Origin of the sequence: Sphingomonas sp. PvP018, from assembly GCF_017876865.1 — a bacterium.
GTDB classification, from domain to species: Bacteria; Pseudomonadota; Alphaproteobacteria; order Sphingomonadales; family Sphingomonadaceae; genus Sphingomonas; species Sphingomonas aerolata.
Map to the genome: position 1 here is coordinate 2332986 of NZ_JAGIOU010000001.1, position 20994 is coordinate 2353979.

Annotated in this window: 24 protein-coding genes; 10 read left to right on the forward strand and 14 right to left on the reverse strand. The window is 66.6% G+C overall.

Annotated elements, in window-relative coordinates:
- Positions 1 to 326 precede the first annotated feature (326 nt).
- Entirely contained in the window at positions 327 to 548 is a 222-nt protein-coding gene (locus tag J3A66_RS10255) for a hypothetical protein (RefSeq protein WP_209568678.1), read from the forward strand.
- A gap of 43 nt (positions 549 to 591) precedes the next feature.
- On the opposite strand, the gene J3A66_RS10260 is transcribed toward J3A66_RS10255, so the two are convergent.
- From J3A66_RS10260 to J3A66_RS10270, 3 genes are read right to left on the reverse strand one after another with little or no spacing between them, the layout of a single operon-like run.
- Positions 592 to 1491, reverse strand: coding sequence for a hypothetical protein (locus J3A66_RS10260; protein ID WP_209568680.1), 900 nt, complete (start codon positions 1489 to 1491; stop codon positions 592 to 594).
- A gap of 1 nt (position 1492) precedes the next feature.
- Positions 1493 to 3946, reverse strand: coding sequence for a S8 family peptidase (locus J3A66_RS10265; RefSeq protein WP_209568682.1), 2454 nt, complete (start codon positions 3944 to 3946; stop codon positions 1493 to 1495).
- A gap of 37 nt (positions 3947 to 3983) precedes the next feature.
- Positions 3984 to 5057, reverse strand: coding sequence for an ATP-binding protein (locus J3A66_RS10270; RefSeq protein ID WP_209568683.1), 1074 nt, complete (start codon positions 5055 to 5057; stop codon positions 3984 to 3986).
- A gap of 487 nt (positions 5058 to 5544) precedes the next feature.
- Here J3A66_RS10270 and J3A66_RS10275 point away from each other — a divergent pair, with 487 nt between their 5' ends.
- The 6 genes from J3A66_RS10275 to J3A66_RS10300 all read left to right on the forward strand — a co-directional run bounded on the left by J3A66_RS10275 (position 5545) and on the right by J3A66_RS10300 (position 9023).
- A complete protein-coding gene (locus J3A66_RS10275; protein ID WP_209568685.1) occupies positions 5545 to 6150 on the forward strand; it encodes a helix-turn-helix transcriptional regulator in 606 nt (201 codons plus the stop codon).
- A gap of 33 nt (positions 6151 to 6183) precedes the next feature.
- A complete protein-coding gene (locus J3A66_RS10280; protein ID WP_209568686.1) occupies positions 6184 to 6543 on the forward strand; it encodes a hypothetical protein in 360 nt (119 codons plus the stop codon).
- A gap of 40 nt (positions 6544 to 6583) precedes the next feature.
- Positions 6584 to 7030, forward strand: coding sequence for a hypothetical protein (locus J3A66_RS10285; protein ID WP_209568688.1), 447 nt, complete (start codon positions 6584 to 6586; stop codon positions 7028 to 7030).
- Positions 7031 to 7046: 16 nt separating this feature from the next.
- On the forward strand, positions 7047 to 7568 hold the full coding sequence (locus J3A66_RS10290; protein WP_209568690.1) for a winged helix DNA-binding protein: 522 nt from the start codon (positions 7047 to 7049) through the stop codon (positions 7566 to 7568).
- A complete protein-coding gene (locus tag J3A66_RS10295; protein ID WP_209568692.1) occupies positions 7561 to 8268 on the forward strand; it encodes a hypothetical protein in 708 nt (235 codons plus the stop codon). The genes J3A66_RS10290 and J3A66_RS10295 overlap by 8 nt, the downstream gene beginning before the upstream one ends.
- A 62-nt stretch (positions 8269 to 8330) precedes the next feature.
- Positions 8331 to 9023 (forward strand): pentapeptide repeat-containing protein, encoded by a 693-nt coding sequence (locus J3A66_RS10300; RefSeq protein WP_209568694.1) that lies wholly within the window; start codon positions 8331 to 8333, stop codon positions 9021 to 9023.
- A gap of 43 nt (positions 9024 to 9066) precedes the next feature.
- Here the strand turns inward: J3A66_RS10300 and J3A66_RS10305 are convergent, their stop codons facing one another.
- Both J3A66_RS10305 and J3A66_RS10310 read right to left on the reverse strand, forming a co-directional pair.
- Complete coding sequence (locus tag J3A66_RS10305) at positions 9067 to 9858, reverse strand: hypothetical protein (protein ID WP_209568696.1); 792 nt, start codon at positions 9856 to 9858, stop codon at positions 9067 to 9069.
- Positions 9859 to 10134: 276 nt separating this feature from the next.
- Complete coding sequence (locus J3A66_RS10310) at positions 10135 to 10467, reverse strand: hypothetical protein (protein WP_209568698.1); 333 nt, start codon at positions 10465 to 10467, stop codon at positions 10135 to 10137.
- 164 nt (positions 10468 to 10631) lie between these two features.
- On the opposite strand from J3A66_RS10310, the gene J3A66_RS10315 reads away from it, so the two are divergent.
- The 3 genes from J3A66_RS10315 to J3A66_RS10325 all read left to right on the forward strand — a co-directional run bounded on the left by J3A66_RS10315 (position 10632) and on the right by J3A66_RS10325 (position 12491).
- A complete protein-coding gene (locus J3A66_RS10315; protein ID WP_209568700.1) occupies positions 10632 to 11027 on the forward strand; it encodes a hypothetical protein in 396 nt (131 codons plus the stop codon).
- Between the two features lie 105 nt (positions 11028 to 11132).
- On the forward strand, positions 11133 to 11936 hold the full coding sequence (locus J3A66_RS10320) for a toxic anion resistance protein (RefSeq protein ID WP_209568702.1): 804 nt from the start codon (positions 11133 to 11135) through the stop codon (positions 11934 to 11936).
- A gap of 174 nt (positions 11937 to 12110) precedes the next feature.
- Entirely contained in the window at positions 12111 to 12491 is a 381-nt protein-coding gene (locus tag J3A66_RS10325; protein ID WP_245336789.1) for a hypothetical protein, read from the forward strand.
- Here J3A66_RS10325 and J3A66_RS10330 read toward each other — a convergent pair.
- The 9 genes from J3A66_RS10330 to J3A66_RS10370 form a co-directional block, all read right to left on the reverse strand.
- Entirely contained in the window at positions 12488 to 13279 is a 792-nt protein-coding gene (locus tag J3A66_RS10330) for an AIM24 family protein (RefSeq protein WP_209568706.1), read from the reverse strand. The genes J3A66_RS10325 and J3A66_RS10330 overlap by 4 nt on opposite strands.
- A 14-nt stretch (positions 13280 to 13293) precedes the next feature.
- Positions 13294 to 14211 (reverse strand): HpcH/HpaI aldolase/citrate lyase family protein, encoded by a 918-nt coding sequence (locus J3A66_RS10335; protein WP_209568708.1) that lies wholly within the window; start codon positions 14209 to 14211, stop codon positions 13294 to 13296.
- Positions 14208 to 15311 carry a cysteine protease StiP domain-containing protein gene (locus J3A66_RS10340; RefSeq protein ID WP_209568710.1) on the reverse strand — a complete coding sequence of 368 codons (1104 nt, stop codon included), beginning with the start codon at positions 15309 to 15311 and terminating at the stop codon, positions 14208 to 14210. Before J3A66_RS10340 ends, J3A66_RS10335 begins: the two co-directional genes overlap by 4 nt.
- On the reverse strand, positions 15301 to 16050 hold the full coding sequence (locus tag J3A66_RS10345) for a hypothetical protein (protein ID WP_209568711.1): 750 nt from the start codon (positions 16048 to 16050) through the stop codon (positions 15301 to 15303). The genes J3A66_RS10340 and J3A66_RS10345 overlap by 11 nt, the downstream gene beginning before the upstream one ends.
- Positions 16047 to 17270, reverse strand: coding sequence for a phosphoribosyltransferase domain-containing protein (locus J3A66_RS10350; RefSeq protein WP_245336790.1), 1224 nt, complete (start codon positions 17268 to 17270; stop codon positions 16047 to 16049). The genes J3A66_RS10345 and J3A66_RS10350 overlap by 4 nt, the downstream gene beginning before the upstream one ends.
- A 198-nt stretch (positions 17271 to 17468) precedes the next feature.
- On the reverse strand, positions 17469 to 18044 hold the full coding sequence (locus J3A66_RS10355; RefSeq protein ID WP_209568713.1) for a TerD family protein: 576 nt from the start codon (positions 18042 to 18044) through the stop codon (positions 17469 to 17471).
- Positions 18045 to 18068: 24 nt separating this feature from the next.
- The gene (locus tag J3A66_RS10360; protein WP_209568714.1) at positions 18069 to 18647 is read right to left on the reverse strand and encodes a TerD family protein; all 579 of its coding nucleotides are present in this window, start codon (positions 18645 to 18647) and stop codon (positions 18069 to 18071) included.
- A gap of 20 nt (positions 18648 to 18667) precedes the next feature.
- Positions 18668 to 19777 carry a DUF475 domain-containing protein gene (locus tag J3A66_RS10365; RefSeq protein ID WP_209570467.1) on the reverse strand — a complete coding sequence of 370 codons (1110 nt, stop codon included), beginning with the start codon at positions 19775 to 19777 and terminating at the stop codon, positions 18668 to 18670.
- Between the two features lie 29 nt (positions 19778 to 19806).
- The gene (locus J3A66_RS10370) at positions 19807 to 20979 is read right to left on the reverse strand and encodes a TerD family protein (RefSeq protein ID WP_209568716.1); all 1173 of its coding nucleotides are present in this window, start codon (positions 20977 to 20979) and stop codon (positions 19807 to 19809) included.
- Positions 20980 to 20994: the final 15 nt, after the last annotated feature.

The following is a 20994-nucleotide window of genomic DNA, read 5'->3' on the forward strand; positions in this document are numbered from 1 at the left end:
ATCGTCCGAAGCTGGTCGCAGGAAGATGCTGGGATCGCAACCGCTCATGAACCCCTCCGACGTCCTCGATGTGAGATGATCGCCGTTTCGGGCAACCGCCGGCCCGATCTCGAACAAGCCTCCCGGCAGGAGATAGCCGCGGTTCCACCGCCGATATGCGCCTTCCCCTGCGGCCGGCGCCATTCGTCCGATCCGCGACCGCGTTTTTCGACCCGCGAGGCCCGAGCGAGCGGGATGCGACCGCTCGGTTCCCATCGGGATCGCGTCGTCGAAGGATTTTCACGATCAGATCTTTCGTTCTCTTTTCGTTCTGGTATGCCGAAGGCATGGAACATGCCCCCGAGTCGATGCGCGACGGCGCACAGCCCTTCAGCCAGACGCATAATCTGATCGCAGAGATCCTCCCCGACATCCGCCCCTGCGAGATGCAGACGATCTATTTCCAGGCCATCGAAGACGGCCCGGAATCGTTGCTCGGTCCGATCGAGGCGGAATTCGCGAGGCGCGGTCTGTCACCATACGCGACCTACTCGACCGACCGTATCTGATTGAGGGCGTCATCACCGTCGGCCGCGACGCATCCCTGATCGATCATGGACGCGTCGTGCCGGAATCCTCGTCGTCATCGTACGGGGAGACGCGGAAGATCATGTAGTTGAACTCGATAGGCAGATTGTCGTGATGGCGCACGATCTGCTGCGACCCGGCGTTCCAGCGGACGTCGTGCCAGGACCATGACGCCTCGTTCCCCTGGATCACGACGAACGAGCCGTGCCGCAGCTTCGCCGCGGTCTGGCTAGTGGCGAAGTCGAGCCCGAGCCGGAAGTAGTGGACCTCGGTGTTCCGGCTTCGCTTGAGCACCGCGCCCACCACGCTCTGCGCCAACCCGACGAACGGCTTCAGCGCGGGTTGCGCGGTCGTGAGGAGGGAGAGGCCCTCCTTGAAGGGGCCGCTCGACAGGGCCGAAAGGAGCGCTTCGTCGTCGCTGCTGACGACGTTGATCGCCTTGCCCTCGAAGGAGATGCCGTTCTGGCCCACCGATGCGCCGAGGAAGATGGGTACGCCGCTCACTGCGGCACCGGCCCGATCGTTGGCTTCCGTAGTGACTGCGAAACGCAGTTCTTCGGCGTCCCCGTGGATCTGATTCTTGCCTGTGAACTCCAGAAGGATCTTGTGCTTCCCCCGGCCCGGGTACCGATGCACGTAGAATCGGTCGAGGGAGATCTTGATCCGTGATCCCTTCAGGGCGGGGTCCGGCGTCATGGTCGAGGCGTTCTGTATGATACCCGGCTCGTCCCCCTCCTCCGGGGTGATGTAGCCGAGGATCATGCCGGTGTGTCCCCATACCTCGTCCCCCCAGTTCATACCGAACATCTGGCCGCCCGGCGTCATCTGCGAGAGGTAGTCCGCGGCGTCGTCGTCGCCGATCTCGCGAAGATGGGCGATCACGGCCTTCGGCGGCCTCAGCCCGAGGATGTCGCTGCTTTCCATGTCATCGTGTCCTTACGCGGTTCGGTACCCGCTCGCGGGTCTTGATGCGCTTCGCGCGTATGCGCGCCTGCACGTCCTGGAAGACGTCCTGCCGGACGGGCTGGGCGAGTTCGAGGGTGATCGCCAGCGCGTACGGGACCTCCGCCTTCGCGAAGGCCGCCAAGTCCGCCCGGGCCTGGACGCCGACGAAGATGCCGCCGCCGTCCACCGCCGCCACGAGCTTCCTGTCCTCGAGGACGAGGTGCTGCAGCGTTCCGCGTCTTCCGGCGAAGGCGCTAGGCTGAGGGATCGCCTTGACGCCGTCCCAGAACCCACGTTTCCCCTGGCCGTCGACCACTTCGACGAGCACGCCGCGATACCGCTGCGATATCGGATCGATCGGGCTGCTCCAGGCGAGCGTCATCGTTATCCGCCGCAGTTCGCGGTTGTTGAGCATCGCCCTGGGGATGGGCACCCTGTACTCGTGCAGGACGTCGGCCCTGATCAGGTCGTCAGCGAGAAGCGTGATCCGGCTTCCGTCCGCGGCCATCAGCCTCGCGTGATCCGGCTTTCCGTATCCCAGGAACCGAGACACCGCCTCGCGCTTCCGCTGCCAGTGTCCCGGATAGATGTTCTCGAGCAGGGCGCCGGTCGGTCCCCAACGGGCTCCATGCGTCAGAAGGGCCTTCAGTACGACGGCACGGGTCTCCGCGGTCTCCCAGTCGTCACCGTTCTCCTCGAACAGATCCTCCACGATGTCCGACAGACGTATGGCGGCACGGGTCACGAGCGCGGTCGCGTTGCTGGTGCCGGTGGAGCGCCCCGCCCTGTCGGTGACGCCGACGATGGGATCGGGCATCGCCACCTTCTGCCCGACGTCGGGATGCTCGTACCCCCAAGCGGAGACGACGTCATCGGTCGCATGCGTCCGGACGAGCTGACGCCCGCCGTTCTCGACGAGGTCCGGCTTGATCGCGCGGTTGATCCCGAGTCCGACGCTGGAGGCGAGATTGGTGACCCCGATGGCGGCGTACGGATCGTCGTGCCCCGTCGGGCATCCCGAAGAGCCGTCCGCATGGATGGCGCCTACCGTCAGGGCGTTCATGGACTCGGCGGGACTGAGGATGAGGCGCGTACCCTTCGAGGCTTCGAGGCTGCGCAGCAGGACTACCTGGCGCTCGACCGGAAGCGCGGAAGCGAACTCCTGGGAGCTCGTATAGGCGTCGAGTTCGAACGTCTCGTGCGAATTGCCGGCGCTGATCACGAACAGAAGCCGGTGCTCATGGGCCATGTGGTCGAGCAGCTTCGCCCAGAAGCTCGGACGCCGGGCGAACGGCGCCTCGCCGTCGCAGACCGAGTGGTTCACGATCACGACCCGACGGGCAGCGTCGTCGGCGTGCTTCCTGGCCTCGACCAGCGACAGGATGGCGCGGTGGACTACCGCGATGGGCAGCTTGTCGGGCGGCGTGCACTCGTGGCTCATGTTCTGCGGAGCAGCGAGGATCGGGATCGCCACGAGCATGCGTTCGATCGGCGCCTCGTTCTCTTCGAGATCTCCGTGAACGATCAGCGACGCCATCGCAGTTCCGTGGAAGCGCCGGGCTACCGGTACGGAGGTCCCGCCGACCTCCACTTCGCGTACGGTCATCCGGCCGGCGAGGAGATCGTGGTTCTCGACGGGATACCCGTCCAGCAGAGCGGCGATGGCTGGACGGTCGTCCTGCGGAAGGGGACCTTGGGAGGCGGGGCTGGTTTCGGCGGAAGGATCTCGCCCGTCCGCCTGGTAGAGCGACTGCGGCCGCACGCGCATGACCTTGTTCGCTTCGGCCAAGGGACCGTCGAGTCCGGCGAGAGTCCGGGCCTGCACGCCGGGGAGCTCCACGAGGGCGGCCTGATAGCGGATCGCATCGATGGTCGCGAAGTCGAGGACCCTGCCGCCGACGCTCGACATCAGCGCCTCGACGTAGGTCTTCGCTTCGGCTCGCAACGTAGCGTCCTCGCGGAACCAGAGGTCCAGCTCCAGCCGGACAGGGCGTTCCGGATGCCGCTCGAGCATGCGCTCGACGTAACCCTGGAGACCCGGGTCGATCCTGTCCTTGGCGGACCACGGGCGTACGTCGTGCAGATAGCCGAAGAGGCGCCACCAGATCGTCGTTTCCGAGGACGAGGACTCCTTCGCGATGAAGCGCCGCCACAAGGACAGGACCTTCTGAAGTCCCGCCAGCGTCGGCATGGTGACGTAGAGCGGGGTCTCGCCCTTCTGCTCCGCTTCGACGTACTCCGACCCCTCGTCGTCCTCGGCGGTCCCCAGATCGTAGTCCTCTCCGAGCCATTCCAGTCCGACCGACCTCGCGGCCTTCACGAAGTTCGCGACCGGACCTATGACTTCGAACACGAGGGCGCGATCGGGGCTGGCCTGTGCCGGGGACGTGGTTACCGCGGATCCACCGAGCGCTCCGGCGACGCCGGCCTCCATGCGTGCGAAGGCTTCGCCTAGGCGACCGGACTGGTCGTCAGAGGAGATCGCCGGCGGGAAGTGCGGACGTCGCCCCGGCTTCCGCGGAAGCCCGGCGGGCTCGCGGAGCATTCTTACGATCGGACCCTGAGCCAACTTCCGGCGCACCCCCTACGCTTCGACGGCGCTCCCATCCCGAAACCGCCTTCTTGAAGGCTTCGGCCGGCGCCATGACGCCACGGGATAGGACCATCTTCCTCTTGGCGTCGAGCACAACTGCCTCGATTTCCGAGAAGGTTTCGCCACGGAATATGCCCACGAACTCCTGAGCGGAGAGGCCGAGGCCACCCAACGCCTTGTCCATGCGCATGTACCATTCGCGGAGTTCGGCGACGCCCGGCTTGGGAAGTTCGATGCGGACCTCGAACCGCCGCCACACGGCGCGGTCGAGGAGTTCCGGATGGTTCGTCGCGCACACGACGATGCAGTGGCTCGGAAGAGCGTCCATGTGGAGCAGCAGGGAGCTGACGACCCGCTTGATCTCGCCGGTCTCGTGCTGGTCCGCCCTCTCCTTGCCGACGCTGTCGAACTCGTCGAAGAACAGGACGCATGGCGTATGGGAGACGTAGTCGATGATCTGCTGCAGTCGCGAGGCGGTCTCCCCGAGGTAGCTGCCCACAAGGCCTTCGTAGCGCACGGTGAGGAAGGGGAGGGCCAGTTCGGTGGCCACGGCCTCGGCGAGGCTGGTCTTTCCCGTTCCCGGGGGACCGACGAGCATGATGGTGTGCCGCGGCTCGAGCGAGTGAGACCGCAGGAACGCGGTCTCCGACACCTCGAGGACGAACTCGCGCATGTCCTCCCTCGTGCCCTTCTGCAGCACGATGTCCGCGAGACGCCTGCGCGGCGTGGATTCGCGAAGCAGCGGCTGGAGGGCGTCAGGCAGCATCGAAGCCGAAACCGGAGCGAAGTGCTTCATCTGTTCGGTCCGGACGGCTCGCGCCGGTCGGATGAAGTCGTGGCGGTTGCGCTGATCGTGGGCCTCCTGGATCAGCGCCGTGAAGGTGTCCCGCAGGGCCTCGGGCTCTGCGTCGCCGGCAGAACGCAGACGGCGCACCGACTGTCCCTTGCTCATTGTAGTTGTTCCCTTGCCAAACGCTGGCTGACGCGTCGGATGCGGGCGCGACCACCGCAGACCGGATCTGAATCTTGGACGATCGTCGCCCACGCCGCAAGTGGAGGATCGCGTCCGTACGACGTTTCGGCGGCCGGATCGTCATCTTTCCGTCTTTGGGTTGGCAGGTCCTTCGCATCTACCCGCTCGACGAACCATCGGTCGCCTTCGTTCCTCACGGCCTCGCACCAGGACGATGCGTTCCCGCAGGGCATCGGCCCCGTCGCGCTTCGTGATCGATCGGGCCGTTCCCGACTCGGCCCGCTGCACGGTCCGGCTGCCCACAGGCGGATGCGTTCGTTCACTGGAACCTCCCTTTTCATTCCCGATCACGGCTCGTCTCGACTCCCTTCTCATTTTCCATCGAGCGCTGGCACCGCCGCCGTCGGCGCCTAACCGTACCGACCGCCCCGGAGAACGTCGCTCATTCGGTCGGAGGTGCGGCCGCGTGACGCGCTTCGTCGACGGTCCATGTCGCGAACCTGTCGGCCAAGGCGTTTCAACGCGGCTCGACCGCTCCTCGATGGAACGTTCCGCCCGTCGCCGCTGGCAAAGCACTTCGTTCTGGGGCAGTTGCCGCCCCGTGAACGAACCAGCTTCCGCCTCCCTGCTCAACGAGCGTCAGAAGCAGTGCCTGCGGCTGGTCTACGACAACCTGGAGGCCAAGGAGATCGCCAAGCGGCTCTCGCTCTCTCCGCATACGGTCAACGAGCACCTACGCGAGGCACGTCGGATCCTCGGCGTGTCCCGTTCGATGCAGGCGGCACGCATCCTGGTCGATATCGAGGGACACGAACGGCTTGTATCCAAGCCGTTGGGGGTCGTTCCCGAAGCGGGGACGATGGATGAGGCGGTCGAGCCGACGGACGTCCCCGAGGCTCCCGTCAGGGGAAACCGATACCACCTGTCAGGGATCCAGCGTCTTGGAATCGTGATAGGCCTCGCCCTCGTCGTGGTCGTGCTCGGTGGAGCGCTCGTCGGAACGGCCGATCTGGTCGCCCGGCTCTTCACGAGATACGGCGTCGACATCTCCGACGGACCCTACAAACGTTAGTCGCGCCGTCGAACGGCGCGTTGGAGAAATGTGATGCTGCAGAACCGCCGCTCCGCCGTCGAGACCGTGACTCCCCTGTTCCGCTCGGCCGAGGCGTCCAACGACCTCGCAGCCGCCGATTCGGCGAGCTGCTATGCGGCGCTGCTCCGCGCTCGGGTCGACAACCGCCTGTCGGTGACCACGGGAGCCGAGATGATCGGCAAGATGTTCGAGGCCATCAAGGCGCAGCAGCAGGCGCGCGAACTCATGCGCGAGGCCCATCTGACGACCCCCGAGGTGATCCGCTCGATGGGCCTCGAGCGCATGTACGGGGACAGTTCGCCCTGCCCTCCGACCGACAACCCCTTCACCTCCGCCGAGATCGTGACGCTTCCCGTGGTCTCGGCGGCCTGAAGCGGTGGTCCGACGGCCGCCCGGCCTGTAGGCCGACGTGATGCTCCGTGTGTACGCCTTCGCAGCTCTTCTCGTCCTGACCTCGGGATATGCACTATGGAGAGGCGGCGCACCGGAGCGGATCGTCGGTGCGGGACTGCTTCTCGCCTACACCGCCACGGTGCTCAGCTGGTCGCCACTGCCGTCGCGCTTCTACGGCGTGGAGCTGAACGTGTTCGCCGTGGACGTCGCGCTGTTCGCCATGCTGATGGGCGTTGCATGGCGTGCGGATCGGGGATGGCCGCTTCTGGTGGCCGCGCTCCAGTTCGACGCGGTCGGCGCACACGTGGTGAAGCTCGTCGCACCGGACACCATCCGCGTCGCGTATGCCCTGCTGATCGCAGTCTGGAGCTGGCCGGTCCAGATGATCCTGGCGGTCGGAACCTGGCGGCACGCCTCCCGCGTTCGCGCGAACGGCTCCGATCGCTCGTGGAGCGCTTCGGAATAAAGAAGGACCGAAATCGATGCATGCCGTAATCCCGAGCGAATCCCACGGGAGCGCGACGTTCACCTCATCCCAGCGGGCCCTGGTCGACATCATCGCCGGCGCTCGACGCGAGCGGAACAGGAGGTTCGCGGCGCAATCGAAGTTCTTCACCGATCCGGCATGGGACATCTTCGTCGACCTGGCGGTCGAGGGCTTGGCGGGGAGGCTCGTATCGATCTCCTCGGCGTGCATCGCGTCGCATGTCCCGCATACGACGGCGCTCCGCTACGTCCGGCTGCTCGAGACGGAAGGACTGGTCGGACGGATGCAGGACGCATCCGACGGACGGCGCTTCCTCCTCAGCCTGACGCCGCGGGGTTGGTCCCAGTTCCACGGGTACGTCAGCTGGCTCGATGGGCGGTCTTCAGGACTTGCATCCCCCGCAGCCGACGCGGGAGCGATCCACGTCCCCTCGATCCTCGATGGCCCGCTCCCCACCCGCTCCGTCGCGCCACCGCGGTTCCGGTCGGTGGACGGATCGAGAAGCTCGAATGCATGAGGCGGCCGTCGATGGCCTGATCCTCTCGATCGGGGCGTACGGGAGGATCTCCAACGCCGGCCGCAACGGGCTTCATCGTCCGAGATGCCCGGAATGCCGAGTGGAGGTCATTCCTCACGGCCTGTCGTCGCCGTCTGCGACCCCGTGCTTCCGTCACCCTCCCGCCTCGGAGGATCTCGATCCCCTGGAGGACTGTTCGTTGGCTCGACGAAGCAATCGGCTGCGCTGGTTCGGGGACGCCGTGATGGATCGTGATCGGGGGAAGCGCATCCGTGCCGCCTTCTTCGAAGACGGATGCCTAGCCGCATCCTACGCCTTCTGCCTGGTTTGCGCCGGACGGGGCGGACTGCCCGTCGACAAGTTCCGCAGGATGATCGCCAGGGCCGACAGGATGGACGTATGGTCCTATGCCGGTGTCGAGACCTGGTGCATCCCGCACGTCCTGCTGCTTCTGGCGGACTTCAAGGAGGGCACCGCAGGCGCCTTCCATTTCTCGCTGCGCCGCGTGGGATCGCTTCAGGCGATCTGGTCCGACCCGAACCTTCCGGTGTCGCTGGAGAAGCTCTTCTCGGACAGTCTCCGGCCGATGACGCACATAGGGGGCCACGAAAATCCCAGGCCAATCCTGCCGCGGGACGTAGCGGAGACGAAGTCGGACTGGGTGACGCCCTCACTTCTTGCGAACTTACGATCCGACTGAACCGGCGGCGGCGAGCCCCGTCGCGTTTCCAACGGTTCCATCGCGCTGTAGGATGCCGACCCATGACCGATCCTCTTCTTCCCGATCTGGATCGCGACCGCCCGCTGACTCGAAGCGACGTCATGGGACTGATGGCATTCGACGGCCCCGTTCATCTGTCGGACTACGACCTGGACGCCGCCGATCTGTCCGGGCTCGAGCTGAACGGTTGGGTCTTTGAGCGTTGCAGCATGCGGGGAGCGAATTTCAGCGGGACGTGCCTGGACGCGTCCTCCTGGCGATCCTGCCGCGGCGCCTTTGCGGACTTCTGCGGCGCGGACCTGACGGACGCGACGATCGTCGCCAGCGACCTCAACAATGCCGTGATGCGGCGATCGATCCTGTCGTCGGCGTCCTTCGAACGATGCAAGCTGACCGGCGTCGACATGTCGGAGGCGAGGGCGATGGATGCCCGGTTCGCGGAGACGCTGCTCATCGACGCCAAACTCACGGGCTTCTCGTTCCGCGGGCGGACGCTGACCAGACTGGACTTCTCACAGGCCGATCTGCGACGATGCGACTTCAGGGCTTCGGTCTTCGATAACTGCAGTCTGCGCGACGCGGCGATGGCGGGATCGCGGTTCGAAGGCGCGGATCTTCGCGGCGCCGACCTGGGTGGGCTGAGGCTCGTCGACGCAGGGCTCTTCCGTGGAGCCACGATCTCGCGGGAACAGGCGGGTCAGCTGCTCGGCGAACTGGGACTGGATGTTCGCTGAGCCTCGACGCCGCATCGACTCTGGCGGGGATGCCTTGGAGCCGTCAGCGGCTCGGCACCGCCTTCGTGAGCGTCACCGCGCGGTAGAAGACCTCGTCGATGTAGACGTCAGTGCCGCCCGGATAGCAGGGATTCCACCGTTCCTGGGTGACGCGGAGCTTGTCGCCGCTCCGCTTTAGGTACCACACGCCCGACGCGAAGTTCTCGTCGTCGGTCGCGGCCTCGGGTGAGATCAGCCAGTTCCCCGGCTCCTTCTCCCAGGCCGAATAGGCGTTGCGGCCTTCCAAAACGCCGGATGCGTCGATGGCGCCTTCGAGATCGATCCTTCCCCCGAAGCTGCAGCGGGCTCCGTGGCCGGCGGCTCTGAGATCGGCGACCGTATGAAAGCTTGTTCCCTTGTCGCCCTGCCCCACGACGGCATAACCGACGAGCGTGCCGCTCCTGTCCGGTTGCACGTATACGTCGCATCGCGTCAGCTTTCCGGCATCCGACAGGTTCTCATCGCAGAGCGACATGCCGTACTTCGCGAGATCGCCATCGGACATCTTGAGGTCGGCGTTGGAGGGGAGCGTCGAAGGTCGATCGCGGGCCGTCCGCACGACCGTGAACGTGGAGCCGCCCTTCGATGCGATAGTCTCCGGCGCGGTCGCCTCGGAGGCTCGTCCCGTCTCGACGACCTGTTCGTTCCGTCCGCCCGGACTCTCCGAGCAGCCGGCAGTCAGGGCGAACGCCCAGACGAATGGAAGTGCGCTTCTCATCTCTTCCCCCGATGTCCCGACCAAGTCTGAAAGGGTTTGGAAGTTCGTGTCAAACCGCGAGGCGATCGTTCGCGGCATCGAGGGACCGCTTCAGGCCGGATGATGCGGGTCAGCCGCACCGCAAGCTTCGCCTGATACGTACGGAGATGTGCGAGTTCGTGCTTTCGAGTATGATTGAGCGATCTCGGTCCGAAGGCCGCCCCGAGGCTATGATCCTCTCCCCATACCTTCGTGGCGAAATCGCAGATCGGACGAAAGCCCCCCCTCGATCGGCATTTGCGCCGAGCCAGAATCCTGCGCGTCAGCACGAACCGGATCGACCGCCGCGTCCAGGACCACGTCGACGCTTCCGCATCAGAAAACGAAGGCCAGACGCAGCGTGATAGATCGGGGTCGGAGAGGAACCGTCTGATTGGTAGCGCGCAGGGTGAAGGGGTTGCCGAATCCGAAGGTGCTGCCGTGCCCGTCGAAGAGGTTCTCGACGTCCATGGACCAGCGTCTGGAGCCGTCCTGCACCGAGGTCCCGACGCCTGCGACGACGTAGTCCCCCGATCGGCGGTCGATGGCGGGATCGAAGCTCAGATGCGTCGATCCCACGTATCGCGCATCGGCATGCACGCTCGCCTCCAGACCGCGAAGACGAAACCGCTGGGTCAGGCCGAGCCGAGCCGCGAAATGGGGAACCACCGGCAGCCGACGATCCCGTCCGATCGATTGACCCGGGGCGACGGAAGTCAGGCGAGCGTCCTGCCGCGTCGCTCCGAAGTCGGCGGTGAAGCCGCTCGAATGGAAGCGCCCCCCCCAATTCGATGCCGTAGTTCGTGGCGTCGCCCACGTCGACGGTCGAGAGCATGCCGTCCGAACCGATCACAGGACTGCTCGGAACTCCATCCAAGAGGGAAGGACTCGACCTGGGCCGCGCTACGTCCGCCCCCGACGCCGCGGTCGGCAGCATGCCCGATCTGAAGGCCAGCGGACCAACAGATCCGGATCGCGGTGGAGGCGCCGCCGGCACGGGGAAGGTCCCGAGCCGGGAAAGGGTCGAAGTCAGACGGCAGGTCTCCGAGAGTGGAACCCTGAAGATCACCGTCGTATCCTACAGCGATGGTTCGTCCGATACCTTCAACGAACTTAAGGCCGATCGTACCGGCTCCAACCCCTTCAATGACGCTCATGGCCTTCTCAACCTCGGATCGGACGGATCATCGAGACTTGCCGCCGGTCTGATCATCGACAGGACGGCGTAGATCGGAGCCTCCGATCGACCGCGGACGCTTTCACACGGAGACGACGATCGACGGATGGGAAACCGTTGCTGTGGACGCGCTGGAACTCGATGCTACGACTGTCCAATGATACCTGAGGACGATGAGCGGACTTCGGTGGACCGCGCCGGTCGGCTGAGATCGATCGCCTCGGGCATGGTACGCGGCTGGGCCAGGCACGACATCGCTACCATCACGGCAGATCTGACCGCGCTCGGGCGCAGTGCTGTCGAAAGGAGCACTAGGGAGACGGCGAGGCTTCCGACGCAGGATGCGCCTCGGGACTCCGAGGCGCTCGCGATGCTCGCCGTCATAGTCGAGGCGATCGGCGATCCCCCCAGGAAGCGATGGTCGATCTTCGGAGGAGCCTCGACGCGCAGGCCGATGCCGATCCCCGACCTCGTCGCGGTCATCGAACGGGAACGCGATGCGGCGATGAGGAAGGCGATGACGCTGCGAAGGGACCGGTGCCGTCTCGTGGAGACCGACGATGCCCTGGAGGACGCCCTCACGCTGATCGGCCTTCTGGATAGGGGTGCGGTCGCCGTCGCGAGAGAGGTCGCACGGGAGGATCCGGAGCGCGCGACGATGCTCCGTACGGAGGTGGTTGCGGCGCTGTCCGAACGTCGGCGGGATATCCAGTTGCAGCTCCTCGTGCTGCGACAGGCACTCGCGACCCACGACCTCGTCGCCGAAGGGCAGACGGCTCTCGCCGAAGCCCTGGACCGCGCTCGGGCGGTGACGGTGGGCGCAGCCAGGACGGCAATCGCCGCGCGACGCGTCGTGGGAACCAACAGGATCCGCGGCGCGGACGCCACGGGGAACGGTACGCCGCTGACCGATGCGGTGGCCCGACTGCATGCGGCGGTGGATCGTCGGGAAGACGAATGATGCACAAGCGGCGTTGGACTTCGGTCTGACCTCCTTGTTAGGGTGCGGACGGACAATCCGATCGATGGGGAAACGAACGTGCCGGGTCTACTGGATGTGCTGGCGCGGTGGCTGGGCGGACCTCGCGAGGAAGCTCCTGAGGAAACGCGGCGCGCACCGGCCCCCGAGCCATCCATGCTGTCGGTCGACGATCCCCGATTGCCGTCCGCCTCCAAGGGCCGCGTAGCGAGACTGATCACCCTGATCTCCGATCTGGAAGCCCGCAGGGACGCTGACGGCGGCCTCGCGTCGACGCATGCCGAAGTCCGGCAGATGCGGGACGTCCATGCTCCGCGGCTCATCGCCAGCTACGCCGAGATCCCCAAGGAGCATCGGGCCGAGATCTTCAGGAGCACGGGGCAGTCGGCCAGCTACAATCTGAACGCGGGCCTGGATCGCATGATCCTCAGACTGGAGCATCTGTCCCGTTCGCTGGCGCAGGACGACATCGACGGGTTCGCCGACAACCTCCGCTTCATCGAACAGCGCTACGGACGGGACGATCCGTTGGCCTAGCCAAGCCGCATGGTGGGGGTGAGCCATACGGTGCCACGCCCCCGGAAGACGAACACCAGTCCTTCGCCGGTGCGCATCGCGTTTCGCAGGCCCCGGACCAGTGGCCGCAGTTCGACCTGGAGCCCGGCCGAATACATAAGCATGATGTCGCCGTCGACGATCAGCTCGCCTGCGTCGTCCAGTTCGACGACCTCTATCTCGTCGACGGGTACCGGCGCCTCCACGACGAATGCGCCCTTGCCGGTCAGTTTCGGCTGCATGAGGCCGTTCCCCGAGAACAGCCCCTGTACGGATCTGTGCACATGCGTCGAGACCGCTATGTGGGCGTCGCACGCGTAGAAGGCGCCGTCGTCCAGGATCAGGGAGTCCTGCGGCCCGTCCATCGACGCGAGGATGAAGTGCTTGGTGGTGACCTCGGTCCATACCTCGCCCTTCCCGGCGAACCTGGTCGCGAAGGCACTCTCCCCAGTCCCGGCCGAGGTGATCGCACGCGCCAGGAAGCCGCCAGCATTGGCGTTCTTCTGCACGTCGACGTCCAGCCTGCCGAGGGCGTACTGGAGCGCACCGGGTTCTAGAAGCGCGGCGCCGCCTTCGAGGACGATCCGGAGCTGGCGTGCGGTCTGAGCGTGCGGCGGGTGGAGGTGTATGGTGGCCGCGGTGCCCCCGCTCGTGGCGTTGGGAACGTGCATGGGCGAAGCGGCGGCGTGCGCCTTGCGCTCGAACTGGTACAGCTCGAAGCGCACGCCTCCGGCGCCCTGCTCGTCGATCTTGTGGCGATATCCGGCCATGTCCGCGTCTCCAATCAGGCTCGTTGATACAAGGGAAGGCCGTCGACCACGCCGAAGACCTCGGCTCGCGCGATCAGCCGCTCGGCCCAGACGCGATGCGTCGCGGGCTCGCACATGACGCCGCCCTGCGCGAACACCGCAGGCCCTGCCGGATCGAGGATGAGGCGCGCCTCCTCGACGTCGCACGCAGGCACGGCGAGCGCGGTCTGGATGATCGCGATCTGATCGGGATGGATGGCGGTCTTCGTGAGCAGTCCGTGATCGATGTCCCGCGCGACCTCCCGACGCAGGAGGGCGGTATCGCCGAAGCGCTCCATCACCGGCGCGCTGAGCGAGAACCCCCAGGGCGAGAACGTCGCCACCAGCATGGCGATGACCGTGCCCAGGGGGCCGTCATACGCGGTGCGGCCGGGCGGCCGACGGAGCCCCATGGACTGCATGAGATCGTTTCCGCCTATCCTCAGGGCGAGTATGCGGTCCTGTACGGCGAGCAGCTGATCCCGCAGCCGACGCATCTCGTACGGATCGCACGCCTCGCGCGTCTCCAGCGTAGGCATCAGCATCTGCCCCTCCGGGATCGAGAGGGCGAGATAGGAGGGCAGCGTGTCGGCGTTCGCCTTCGGCAGGACGTAGCCCGTGAGACACCCGACGCCGGGCATGAGCAGTATCCTCGCCAGCATCGCCGCATCGCGTGGGCGTACGAAGATCATGGGATCGGCCGGACCCCGTCCACGTGCATCGGCGGTCCGGAGCAGGCCAGCCAGATTCATCAGCGCCGTCGGCAGGTCACGCTCCAGCACGGCGTCCTCGAGGCAGAGCACCACCGATCTCAGATCCGGGATCCTGGCCGACCCGAACAGGCGGGCCGCGAGGTCCGTCCGCGTGCAAGGCATGTAGAGGGTGGCCCCGAGGGAGAGGGCGCCTGCGTTCATCGTTCCGTCCCCAGCCTGCGGATTATCGTGACCGCCCGATAGCTGCATCCCGCGTCGAGGCGGTCAACCCGAATCCCGACCTCCGCCGCCAACCGGACGATGTGCGCCACGTCCTCGTCCTTCTCGTCCCGCACGAGAACGCGTTCCGGAACGCGGCGCAGGAGCGCACGGGTCGCCTCTGCTATGCCGGGCTTGATCCTGTTCACGTCGTTCGTTCCGGCGCGGGTGCACATCGCGGAGAGCATGGCGGCGCAGTCGGCAGCGAGTGCGGGGCGCCGGGCGGCATGGTCGCCGATCACCCGGGGAACCGCTACGGCGGCGCGCGGCGCCAGCGCGTCGACGAAGGCCCGCGACTGATCGGTGTGGGCATGCTGCGGATACAGGACGCAGGCGTGGAAGTCCCCGTCTCCGACGAAGCGATCGTTCAGGATCGAACGGCTGACCAGCCCGGAGACCATCCCGTTCAGCAGTCCCGACGCTATCAGATAGTCGTCTCCGCCGGCGGCGATGTCCGCTCGACCGGCGGGATCGGCGATGACGGCGAGCAGCGGCGCGAAACCTTCCGGGCGGTTCGCCAGGCTTCGGTGGAGTTCGCCGGCGATGGCTCCCTTGCCGGTCCACCCGTCGACGAATACCGCATCATCGGGATCGTGGCGTTCCGCGATGTGGGCCAGCGCGACGAGATCGATGCCGCGGTCCCGTACGATGCTTATGGAATAGTGATGCGCCGTGTGCCCCCAGGCGCGGAGCGTACGTACGAGGAGGACGCCTATCGGCGTTCCGGCGCGTGCCAGCGAGACGATGACGATCTCCCGGCCGGGCCTGCGCGACGCGAGATGGGCGGCGAGCGCCGAGACGTCGTCGGCCAGCCGGTCGCCGTTGCGCGCCAGCGCGGCGTGGTAGAGCGCCAGGTACTCGGCGCTCGGCACGGCCTCCGGAGCGATCATCTCGGAGTAGTGCCGGCGGCCTGACTGGATCGCCTCCTCCTTCTCCTCGACCGGGGTCGCGGGCATGTCGATCGGCTTCAGCAGGAAGGTCACGTCCCCGGCGTCGTAGCTTCCGGAGAGCGGCATCGACCCGGTCGCGGTCTCACTCGGCATCTAAGGTCGTTCCCGCGAGCTGCGAACCGGTCGGCATCATGGCGAAGTCGCACAGGCCCATGAAGGGAGCGTCCGTCCTGCTGTCGCCGATCCCGATCACCGGCGCGTCGGGGAAGCGGGCCCGCAGCGCCGGGAGGATGTGTGCGACGGCGTGCCGCTTGCCCAGATGCGGGGGCATCAGCGCCACGTTGTTGCCGTTGCGGTGATCGGTCCAGCCCGGTGGCAGGGTCGGCACGGCCGCGTCGACGACGGAGAAAAGGGCGGAGGCATCGGCGTCCGCATGCTTGGCGATGGTGTAGAGCGGCAGGTCGCCCTCGCCCAGGACGCGTACGTTGATCGGTACCGCGCGCGTCGTGGCTTCGGCGTGGATCGCGTCACGCATCCCGGCCAGCAGGCCGCTGTGGTGCCGGGCCTCGTTCTGCATCAGGGACTGCCACTCCCGATCGATCCCGCCGTCCTCGTCGAGCACGACCCCGCCGTGGGCGCACACCGCCGCCGTGAACGGAATGCGCGCGCGGCGCAGGGCGTCCAGGCTCCGGGCCGTCACGGGAACCAGATGGGTCGTCTCGGACAACCATTCCAGCAGTCCCATCTGGCGCGGCGTGGCATAGCTCAGGGGCGAGCCGTCCTTGGCGAAGCCGAGGGGCGTCAGCCTTTCGACGGGGACGTCGCCGGGACACTTCCTCAGCGTCTGGAAGAGAGTGTCGTCGAGGTCGACGAGCGCGATGGCGCGGATCACGCGGTCCATCCGACGACGTGGGCCCCGAGGGCTCCGACGAGGGTCCCGTCCACCGTCCCCGATTCCGTCTCGTGCGCGAGCCAGGTGGTACGACCGTCGGTCGGATCCGCGTTGTAGAGGTAGTTCGGCACGCCCGTCCCGTAGTTGTCCTCGAAGCGGAGCTTGGTCGCCATCGCACCTCCGACGTGTGCTGGACTCCGGCTGGTCGCCTGGACGACGACGTCGTGTCCGTCCCGCTCGAGCTCCTCCGCCAGACGGAACGGAAGATACGTGAACTCACCGGTGCCGACGATGCGCAGCGGACCGGTGATGGCGGGAAGCGGTTCGGAGGGCCGACGGAAGACGGCCTCCGACAGCCCCAGTCTACCGAAGTTCTCGTGACGCTGCATCCGTCCTAGCGATCCGGCGACGGCGTCGAACGCTGCAGCGGAGCCTACGGTCGCTTCCGGCCTCCATTCCAGTCGGCCGCGCAGCAGCGAGCAGGTGGTGATCGGGCGTGGCATAGTGCAGTGCCAGGCGGAACCGGACGACCAGTCCGTCAGGGTCGCCACGGCGATCGTCTCTATCCCCGGCCAGGTCGCGACCAGTGCGTCGGCGAGATTCCGGATCGTGGTTCCGGTGGAGATCTCGTCGTCCACAAGGACCAGCGACCTCGGCGGATGCATCCCTTCGAGTTCCGGCTGGTAGATCAGGTGCGCTGCCGCGTGACTGTGCGGTTCCTCGAAGCTGCACAGCAGAGGCCGGTCGATGCGCTGTCGCGTGGAATGCGTGAAGAAGACGTCCTCCCGGGCCCACTGGGTACGCAGTTCCTCGTGGATCGTCTGTCCGAGGCAGACGGCGGTCTCGGCCAGGCCGACGACCAGGATGGGACCGGGAAGACCGGCAGGGATGCGCGCCGCGAGGTCGCTCGCGCTTCTCCGCATCGTGCTCGGTGCGACCGGGATGTGCCGACCGAGCACCTTCGAGACGACGAGGAATCCGCGCTTCGGATTCTCACGCGCAGCGAAGCCGCAGAGCTCGTCGAGCAGCCACGTCCCGCCGAGCACGGTGACGTCGAGACGTCCCGTCGACAGTTGGACGGATCGCATCTCGGGTGCATCGGTCGTCCGGATCCGCTTCGCGGCTGTCTGCTCGAAGTCGCCCGATCCGGGCGGACGTTCCGTCGTCGCTGACGGAACGGGCGTCGTCGACGAGGGCGACGCTGATCTGTTCGGGTTCATGATGCAGGTCTCTGGCGCTGGTTCGGATCGAGGCGGTCGGGAGCATGATCGGTGAAGGCGCGCGTCACAGCCCACCGCCTCCGGACCGTTCCACCTTCTGCATCGCGCGATCTTCGACCGATGCAGGCCCGGTCCGGACGTGCGCCGGACCGGGTCGACCGCGGCATCCCGGCTGGAGACGGGATGCCGCGGCCCGCGTCAGATGTTGACGCCAAAGGACTGGGCGAGGGGCCCGAGACCGCCGGCGAAGCCCTGCCCGATCGCCTTGAACTTCCATTCGGCACCGTGACGATAGAGTTCGCCGAACACCATGGCCGTCTCGGTCGATGCGTCCTCCGAGAGGTCGTACCGCGCGATCTCGGTACCGCCATCGGCGTTGGCCACGCGGATGAACGCGTTAGAGACCATGCCGAAGTTCTGACGCCGTCCGTCGGCCTCGTGGATGGTGACGGCGAAGCTCAGGCGCTGGATCTCGGCCGGGACCTGATCGAGCGCGACCGCGACGACCTCGTCGTCGCCGCTGCCCTCGCCGGTGAGGTTGTCGCCCTGATGCACGACCGCGCCGCCGGCGCCGTTCTTGTTGTTGTAGAAGACGAAGTCGGCATCAGAGCGGACCCTGCCCGACTCGCCGAGCAGGAACACGCTCGCGTCGAGATCGAACGCGCTGCCGTCGGTGACGCGCGTGTCCCAGCCGAGCCCGACGCGCACGGCCTTGAGCCCCGGCGCCTCCTTGCTCAGACTAACGTTGCCACCCTTTGAAAGCGAAACTGCCATGTCGTTGACTCCTGTGTTCCGGCCTCAGCCGATGTTGACGCCGTAGTTCTTGGCCATGGGGCCGAGCCCCCCCTTGTAGCCCTGCCCGACGGCGCGGAACTTCCATTCTCCGTTGTGGCGGTAGACCTCGCCGAAGATCATGGCCGTCTCGGTGGAGGCGTCCTCGGTCAGGTCGTACCGTGCGATCTCGCGTCCCGTCGCGTCGTTGGCCACCCGGATGAACGCGTTCGAGACCATGCCGAAGCTCTGCCGACGGGCCTCGCCGTCATGGATGGTGACCGCGACCGCGATCTTCTGGATCTCCGCGGGGACCTTGGCGAGGTCGACCTTCAGCGCCTCGTCGTCGCCGTCGCCCTCGCCGGTGCGGTTGTCGCCGGTGTGCTCGACCGAGAGGTCCGCCGAACGCAGGTTGTTGTAGAAGATGAAGTCGCCGTCGCCGCGCACGCGATCTCCGGCCACGAGCAGGAAAGCGCTCGCGTCGAGATCGAAATCCGTGCCGTCGGTCGAGCGCGTGTCCCACCCGAGACCGATGAGCACGTTCGAGAGACCGGGTTCCTCCTTGGAGAGGCTGACGTTACCGCCCTTGGACAGACTGACTGACATTGGTTTTGCTCCTGTATGGATCAGAGGGAGAGGTGGTCGCCGGTCGGCCCGATCGGGCTGGCGTCCTCGAGGGCTATCGGCTCGTGGCCGTCCCGGGCACGGTTGCTCCGCACGGACGCTACGAACGCCAGTCCGATGAACCCGGCACCGATGAGCCCGGTCACGGTCTCGGGGATCTCGTAGCGGACGGAGAGCAGCATGATGGCAGCCAGGGCGATGATCGCGTAGAACGCGCCGTGCTCGAGGTACGGGTATTCGGTAAGCGTGCCGCGATCGACCAGCATCACCGTCATCGATCGGACGAACATGGCGCCGATCCCGAGACCGAGCGCGATGACGAACAGGTTGTTGGACAGGGCGAACGCACCGATCACGCCGTCGAACGAGAATGAGGCGTCGAGCACCTCGAGGTAGAGGAACGCGCCGAGGCCGGCCTTGGCCACGGTGACTGCGGCGCCTTGTCCGGACGGTTCGCCCTCCTCCTTCTCGAGCAGCGTTCCGATCGCACCCACGGCGATGTAGGACACGAGGCCGAAGATGCCGGAGGTGATGAACGTCATGGCGTCCGCGGGGGCGATCAGTCGCGAGACTCCGAAGAGCGCGAGCAGCACGACCGCGATCGCGGCGCCCGAGATCCGGCCGAGTCCCGTGAACGGGCGCTCGATCGGTCCGATCCAGTGGGAATCCTTGTCGTCGTCGAGGAAGAAGGTCAGGCCGACCATCGCGAGGAAGGCGCCTCCGAAGCCGGAGATGCCGACGTGCGCCCCGGTGATGATGCGTTCGTAGGTGACGGGATCGGTCGCCGCGAGCCGCACGGCGTCGATGGGGCCGAGCCGAGCCGCGATGGCGACGACGAGCAGCGGAAAGACGATCCGCATGCCGAACACCGCGATGACGATCCCCCAGGTGAGGAACCGGCGCTGCCATACCGGATCCATGTCCCGCAGCACGGTCGCGTTGACGACGGCGTTGTCGAACGAGAGCGAGACCTCCAGCACCCCGAGGACCAGCACGATCCACAGGACGCCGAGCGTCCCCGAGAGCGAGCCCGTCAGATGGGATCCCAGCCAGGCCGCCAGTCCCAGACATACGGCGGTGAAGAGCAGTGAACCCTTGTAGTATCGAAACACGTCTTTTCCCCCTTCGCGCCGGACGACCGTCAGTCCTTTCGGCCGGCCACCCAGCGAAGTCCCCATTCGAACCGTTGATCCAGCTTCTGCTGGTCACGGAAGTATTCGACGATGCGCGTCGCCTTGAGGCGACCGTCATCGTTCTCGATCATGACGACGCCGCATACGCGGCGGTCGTTGCGCCCTTCGGTCATCCGGACCTCGATCGGCGGCTGATCCGGCATGGTGACGGTGATCACGCCATCGGTCTGCTGCCAGTTCGGAACGCCGTCGTAGATGTTGGCGAAGACCATCACGCGGAGCACCTCCTGCCAGTGGCGGCCGTTGATCCGCATGGTCTCGCCCTGCGAGACGTCACCCGTCCGGTCGTCGCCCGAGAGTGCGATGAACGGATCGTCCTCGAACGAACCGAACGCGTTGCCCAGGGCCTGGACCACGCCCAGGCTGCCGTCCTGGAGTTCGTAGAGGCAGCCGAGGTCGAGATCGATGGCGGTGCCGCCGCCGAAGTACCCCTTGCGCCCTCTCGACCAGTTGAGGTTGACGCTGATCTCCCCGAACGCGGCGCCCTTCTTCTCCAGGCTCACCGTCTGCCCCGGCTTGTCCAGGGTGACCTTGGTGAGCCGGACGGGCGGGGGCGGCGGAGGAGGTGGAGGCGCCGCGGGTGGAGCCGCCGCCTCCGCGACGTCTATGCCGAACGAGCCCGCGAGCGGTGAGAGTCCGCCGTTGAACCCCTGGCCGACGGCGCGGAACTTCCATTGCCCGTTGCGCCTGTAGAGTTCGCCGAACGTCATGGCGGCCTCGCTCGCCGCGGCGAGGGCCGGCCGGTAGCGGACGGCGGAGCCCCCGGCATCGACGGTGATGGTCGCTCCGTCGAGCAGGGCCAGCGTCTGGCGCTTCGACTGGGCCTCGTGGACCGTGACGCAGAAGACGATGCGCTCGATGGACTGCGGGATCCGAGCCAGATCGATCCGGAACAGCCCACGCCCACCCCCGTCGGCGGCGAAGGAGACGGCGCCGTCGGCGCCGGTCGGCTGGTTGTAGAACACCATGTCCGCGTCGCCGCGCACCCGACCGGTCGCCGTCAGGAGGTACGCGGAAGCGTCCGCCTCGACGTCCCGCCCCTGAGGCGCGGACCATTCGAACCTGATGGACGCATCCGTCCCGTCGACGGCCGCGTTGCCGCCCTGCTGGAGTTCGATCATGTCTGTTCCGGTAGC

Excerpts from the sequence above, each read along its gene's own strand:
- J3A66_RS10260 (WP_209568680.1), bottom strand. The coding sequence starts at position 1,491 with ATGGAAAGCAGCGACATCCTCGGGCTGAGGCCGCCGAAGGCCGTGATC.
- J3A66_RS10370 (WP_209568716.1), bottom strand. The coding sequence starts at position 20,979 with ATGATCGAACTCCAGCAGGGCGGCAACGCGGCCGTCGACGGGACGGAT.
- J3A66_RS10295 (WP_209568692.1), top strand. The coding sequence starts at position 7,561 with ATGCATGAGGCGGCCGTCGATGGCCTGATCCTCTCGATCGGGGCGTAC.
- J3A66_RS10335 (WP_209568708.1), bottom strand. The coding sequence starts at position 14,211 with ATGAACGCAGGCGCCCTCTCCCTCGGGGCCACCCTCTACATGCCTTGC.
- J3A66_RS10315 (WP_209568700.1), top strand. The coding sequence starts at position 10,632 with ATGCCGTCCGAACCGATCACAGGACTGCTCGGAACTCCATCCAAGAGG.
- J3A66_RS10350 (WP_245336790.1), bottom strand. The coding sequence starts at position 17,270 with ATGAACCCGAACAGATCAGCGTCGCCCTCGTCGACGACGCCCGTTCCG.
- J3A66_RS10340 (WP_209568710.1), bottom strand. The coding sequence starts at position 15,311 with ATGCCGAGTGAGACCGCGACCGGGTCGATGCCGCTCTCCGGAAGCTAC.
- J3A66_RS10290 (WP_209568690.1), top strand. The coding sequence starts at position 7,047 with ATGCATGCCGTAATCCCGAGCGAATCCCACGGGAGCGCGACGTTCACC.
- J3A66_RS10255 (WP_209568678.1), top strand. The coding sequence starts at position 327 with ATGGAACATGCCCCCGAGTCGATGCGCGACGGCGCACAGCCCTTCAGC.
- J3A66_RS10265 (WP_209568682.1), bottom strand. The coding sequence starts at position 3,946 with ATGGAGGCCGGCGTCGCCGGAGCGCTCGGTGGATCCGCGGTAACCACG.
- J3A66_RS10300 (WP_209568694.1), top strand. The coding sequence starts at position 8,331 with ATGACCGATCCTCTTCTTCCCGATCTGGATCGCGACCGCCCGCTGACT.
- J3A66_RS10320 (WP_209568702.1), top strand. The coding sequence starts at position 11,133 with ATGATACCTGAGGACGATGAGCGGACTTCGGTGGACCGCGCCGGTCGG.
- J3A66_RS10360 (WP_209568714.1), bottom strand. The coding sequence starts at position 18,647 with ATGTCAGTCAGTCTGTCCAAGGGCGGTAACGTCAGCCTCTCCAAGGAG.
- J3A66_RS10305 (WP_209568696.1), bottom strand. The coding sequence starts at position 9,858 with ATGCCGCGAACGATCGCCTCGCGGTTTGACACGAACTTCCAAACCCTT.
- J3A66_RS10355 (WP_209568713.1), bottom strand. The coding sequence starts at position 18,044 with ATGGCAGTTTCGCTTTCAAAGGGTGGCAACGTTAGTCTGAGCAAGGAG.
- J3A66_RS10325 (WP_245336789.1), top strand. The coding sequence starts at position 12,111 with ATGCTGTCGGTCGACGATCCCCGATTGCCGTCCGCCTCCAAGGGCCGC.
- J3A66_RS10285 (WP_209568688.1), top strand. The coding sequence starts at position 6,584 with ATGCTCCGTGTGTACGCCTTCGCAGCTCTTCTCGTCCTGACCTCGGGA.
- J3A66_RS10330 (WP_209568706.1), bottom strand. The coding sequence starts at position 13,279 with ATGGCCGGATATCGCCACAAGATCGACGAGCAGGGCGCCGGAGGCGTG.
- J3A66_RS10270 (WP_209568683.1), bottom strand. The coding sequence starts at position 5,057 with ATGAGCAAGGGACAGTCGGTGCGCCGTCTGCGTTCTGCCGGCGACGCA.
- J3A66_RS10280 (WP_209568686.1), top strand. The coding sequence starts at position 6,184 with ATGCTGCAGAACCGCCGCTCCGCCGTCGAGACCGTGACTCCCCTGTTC.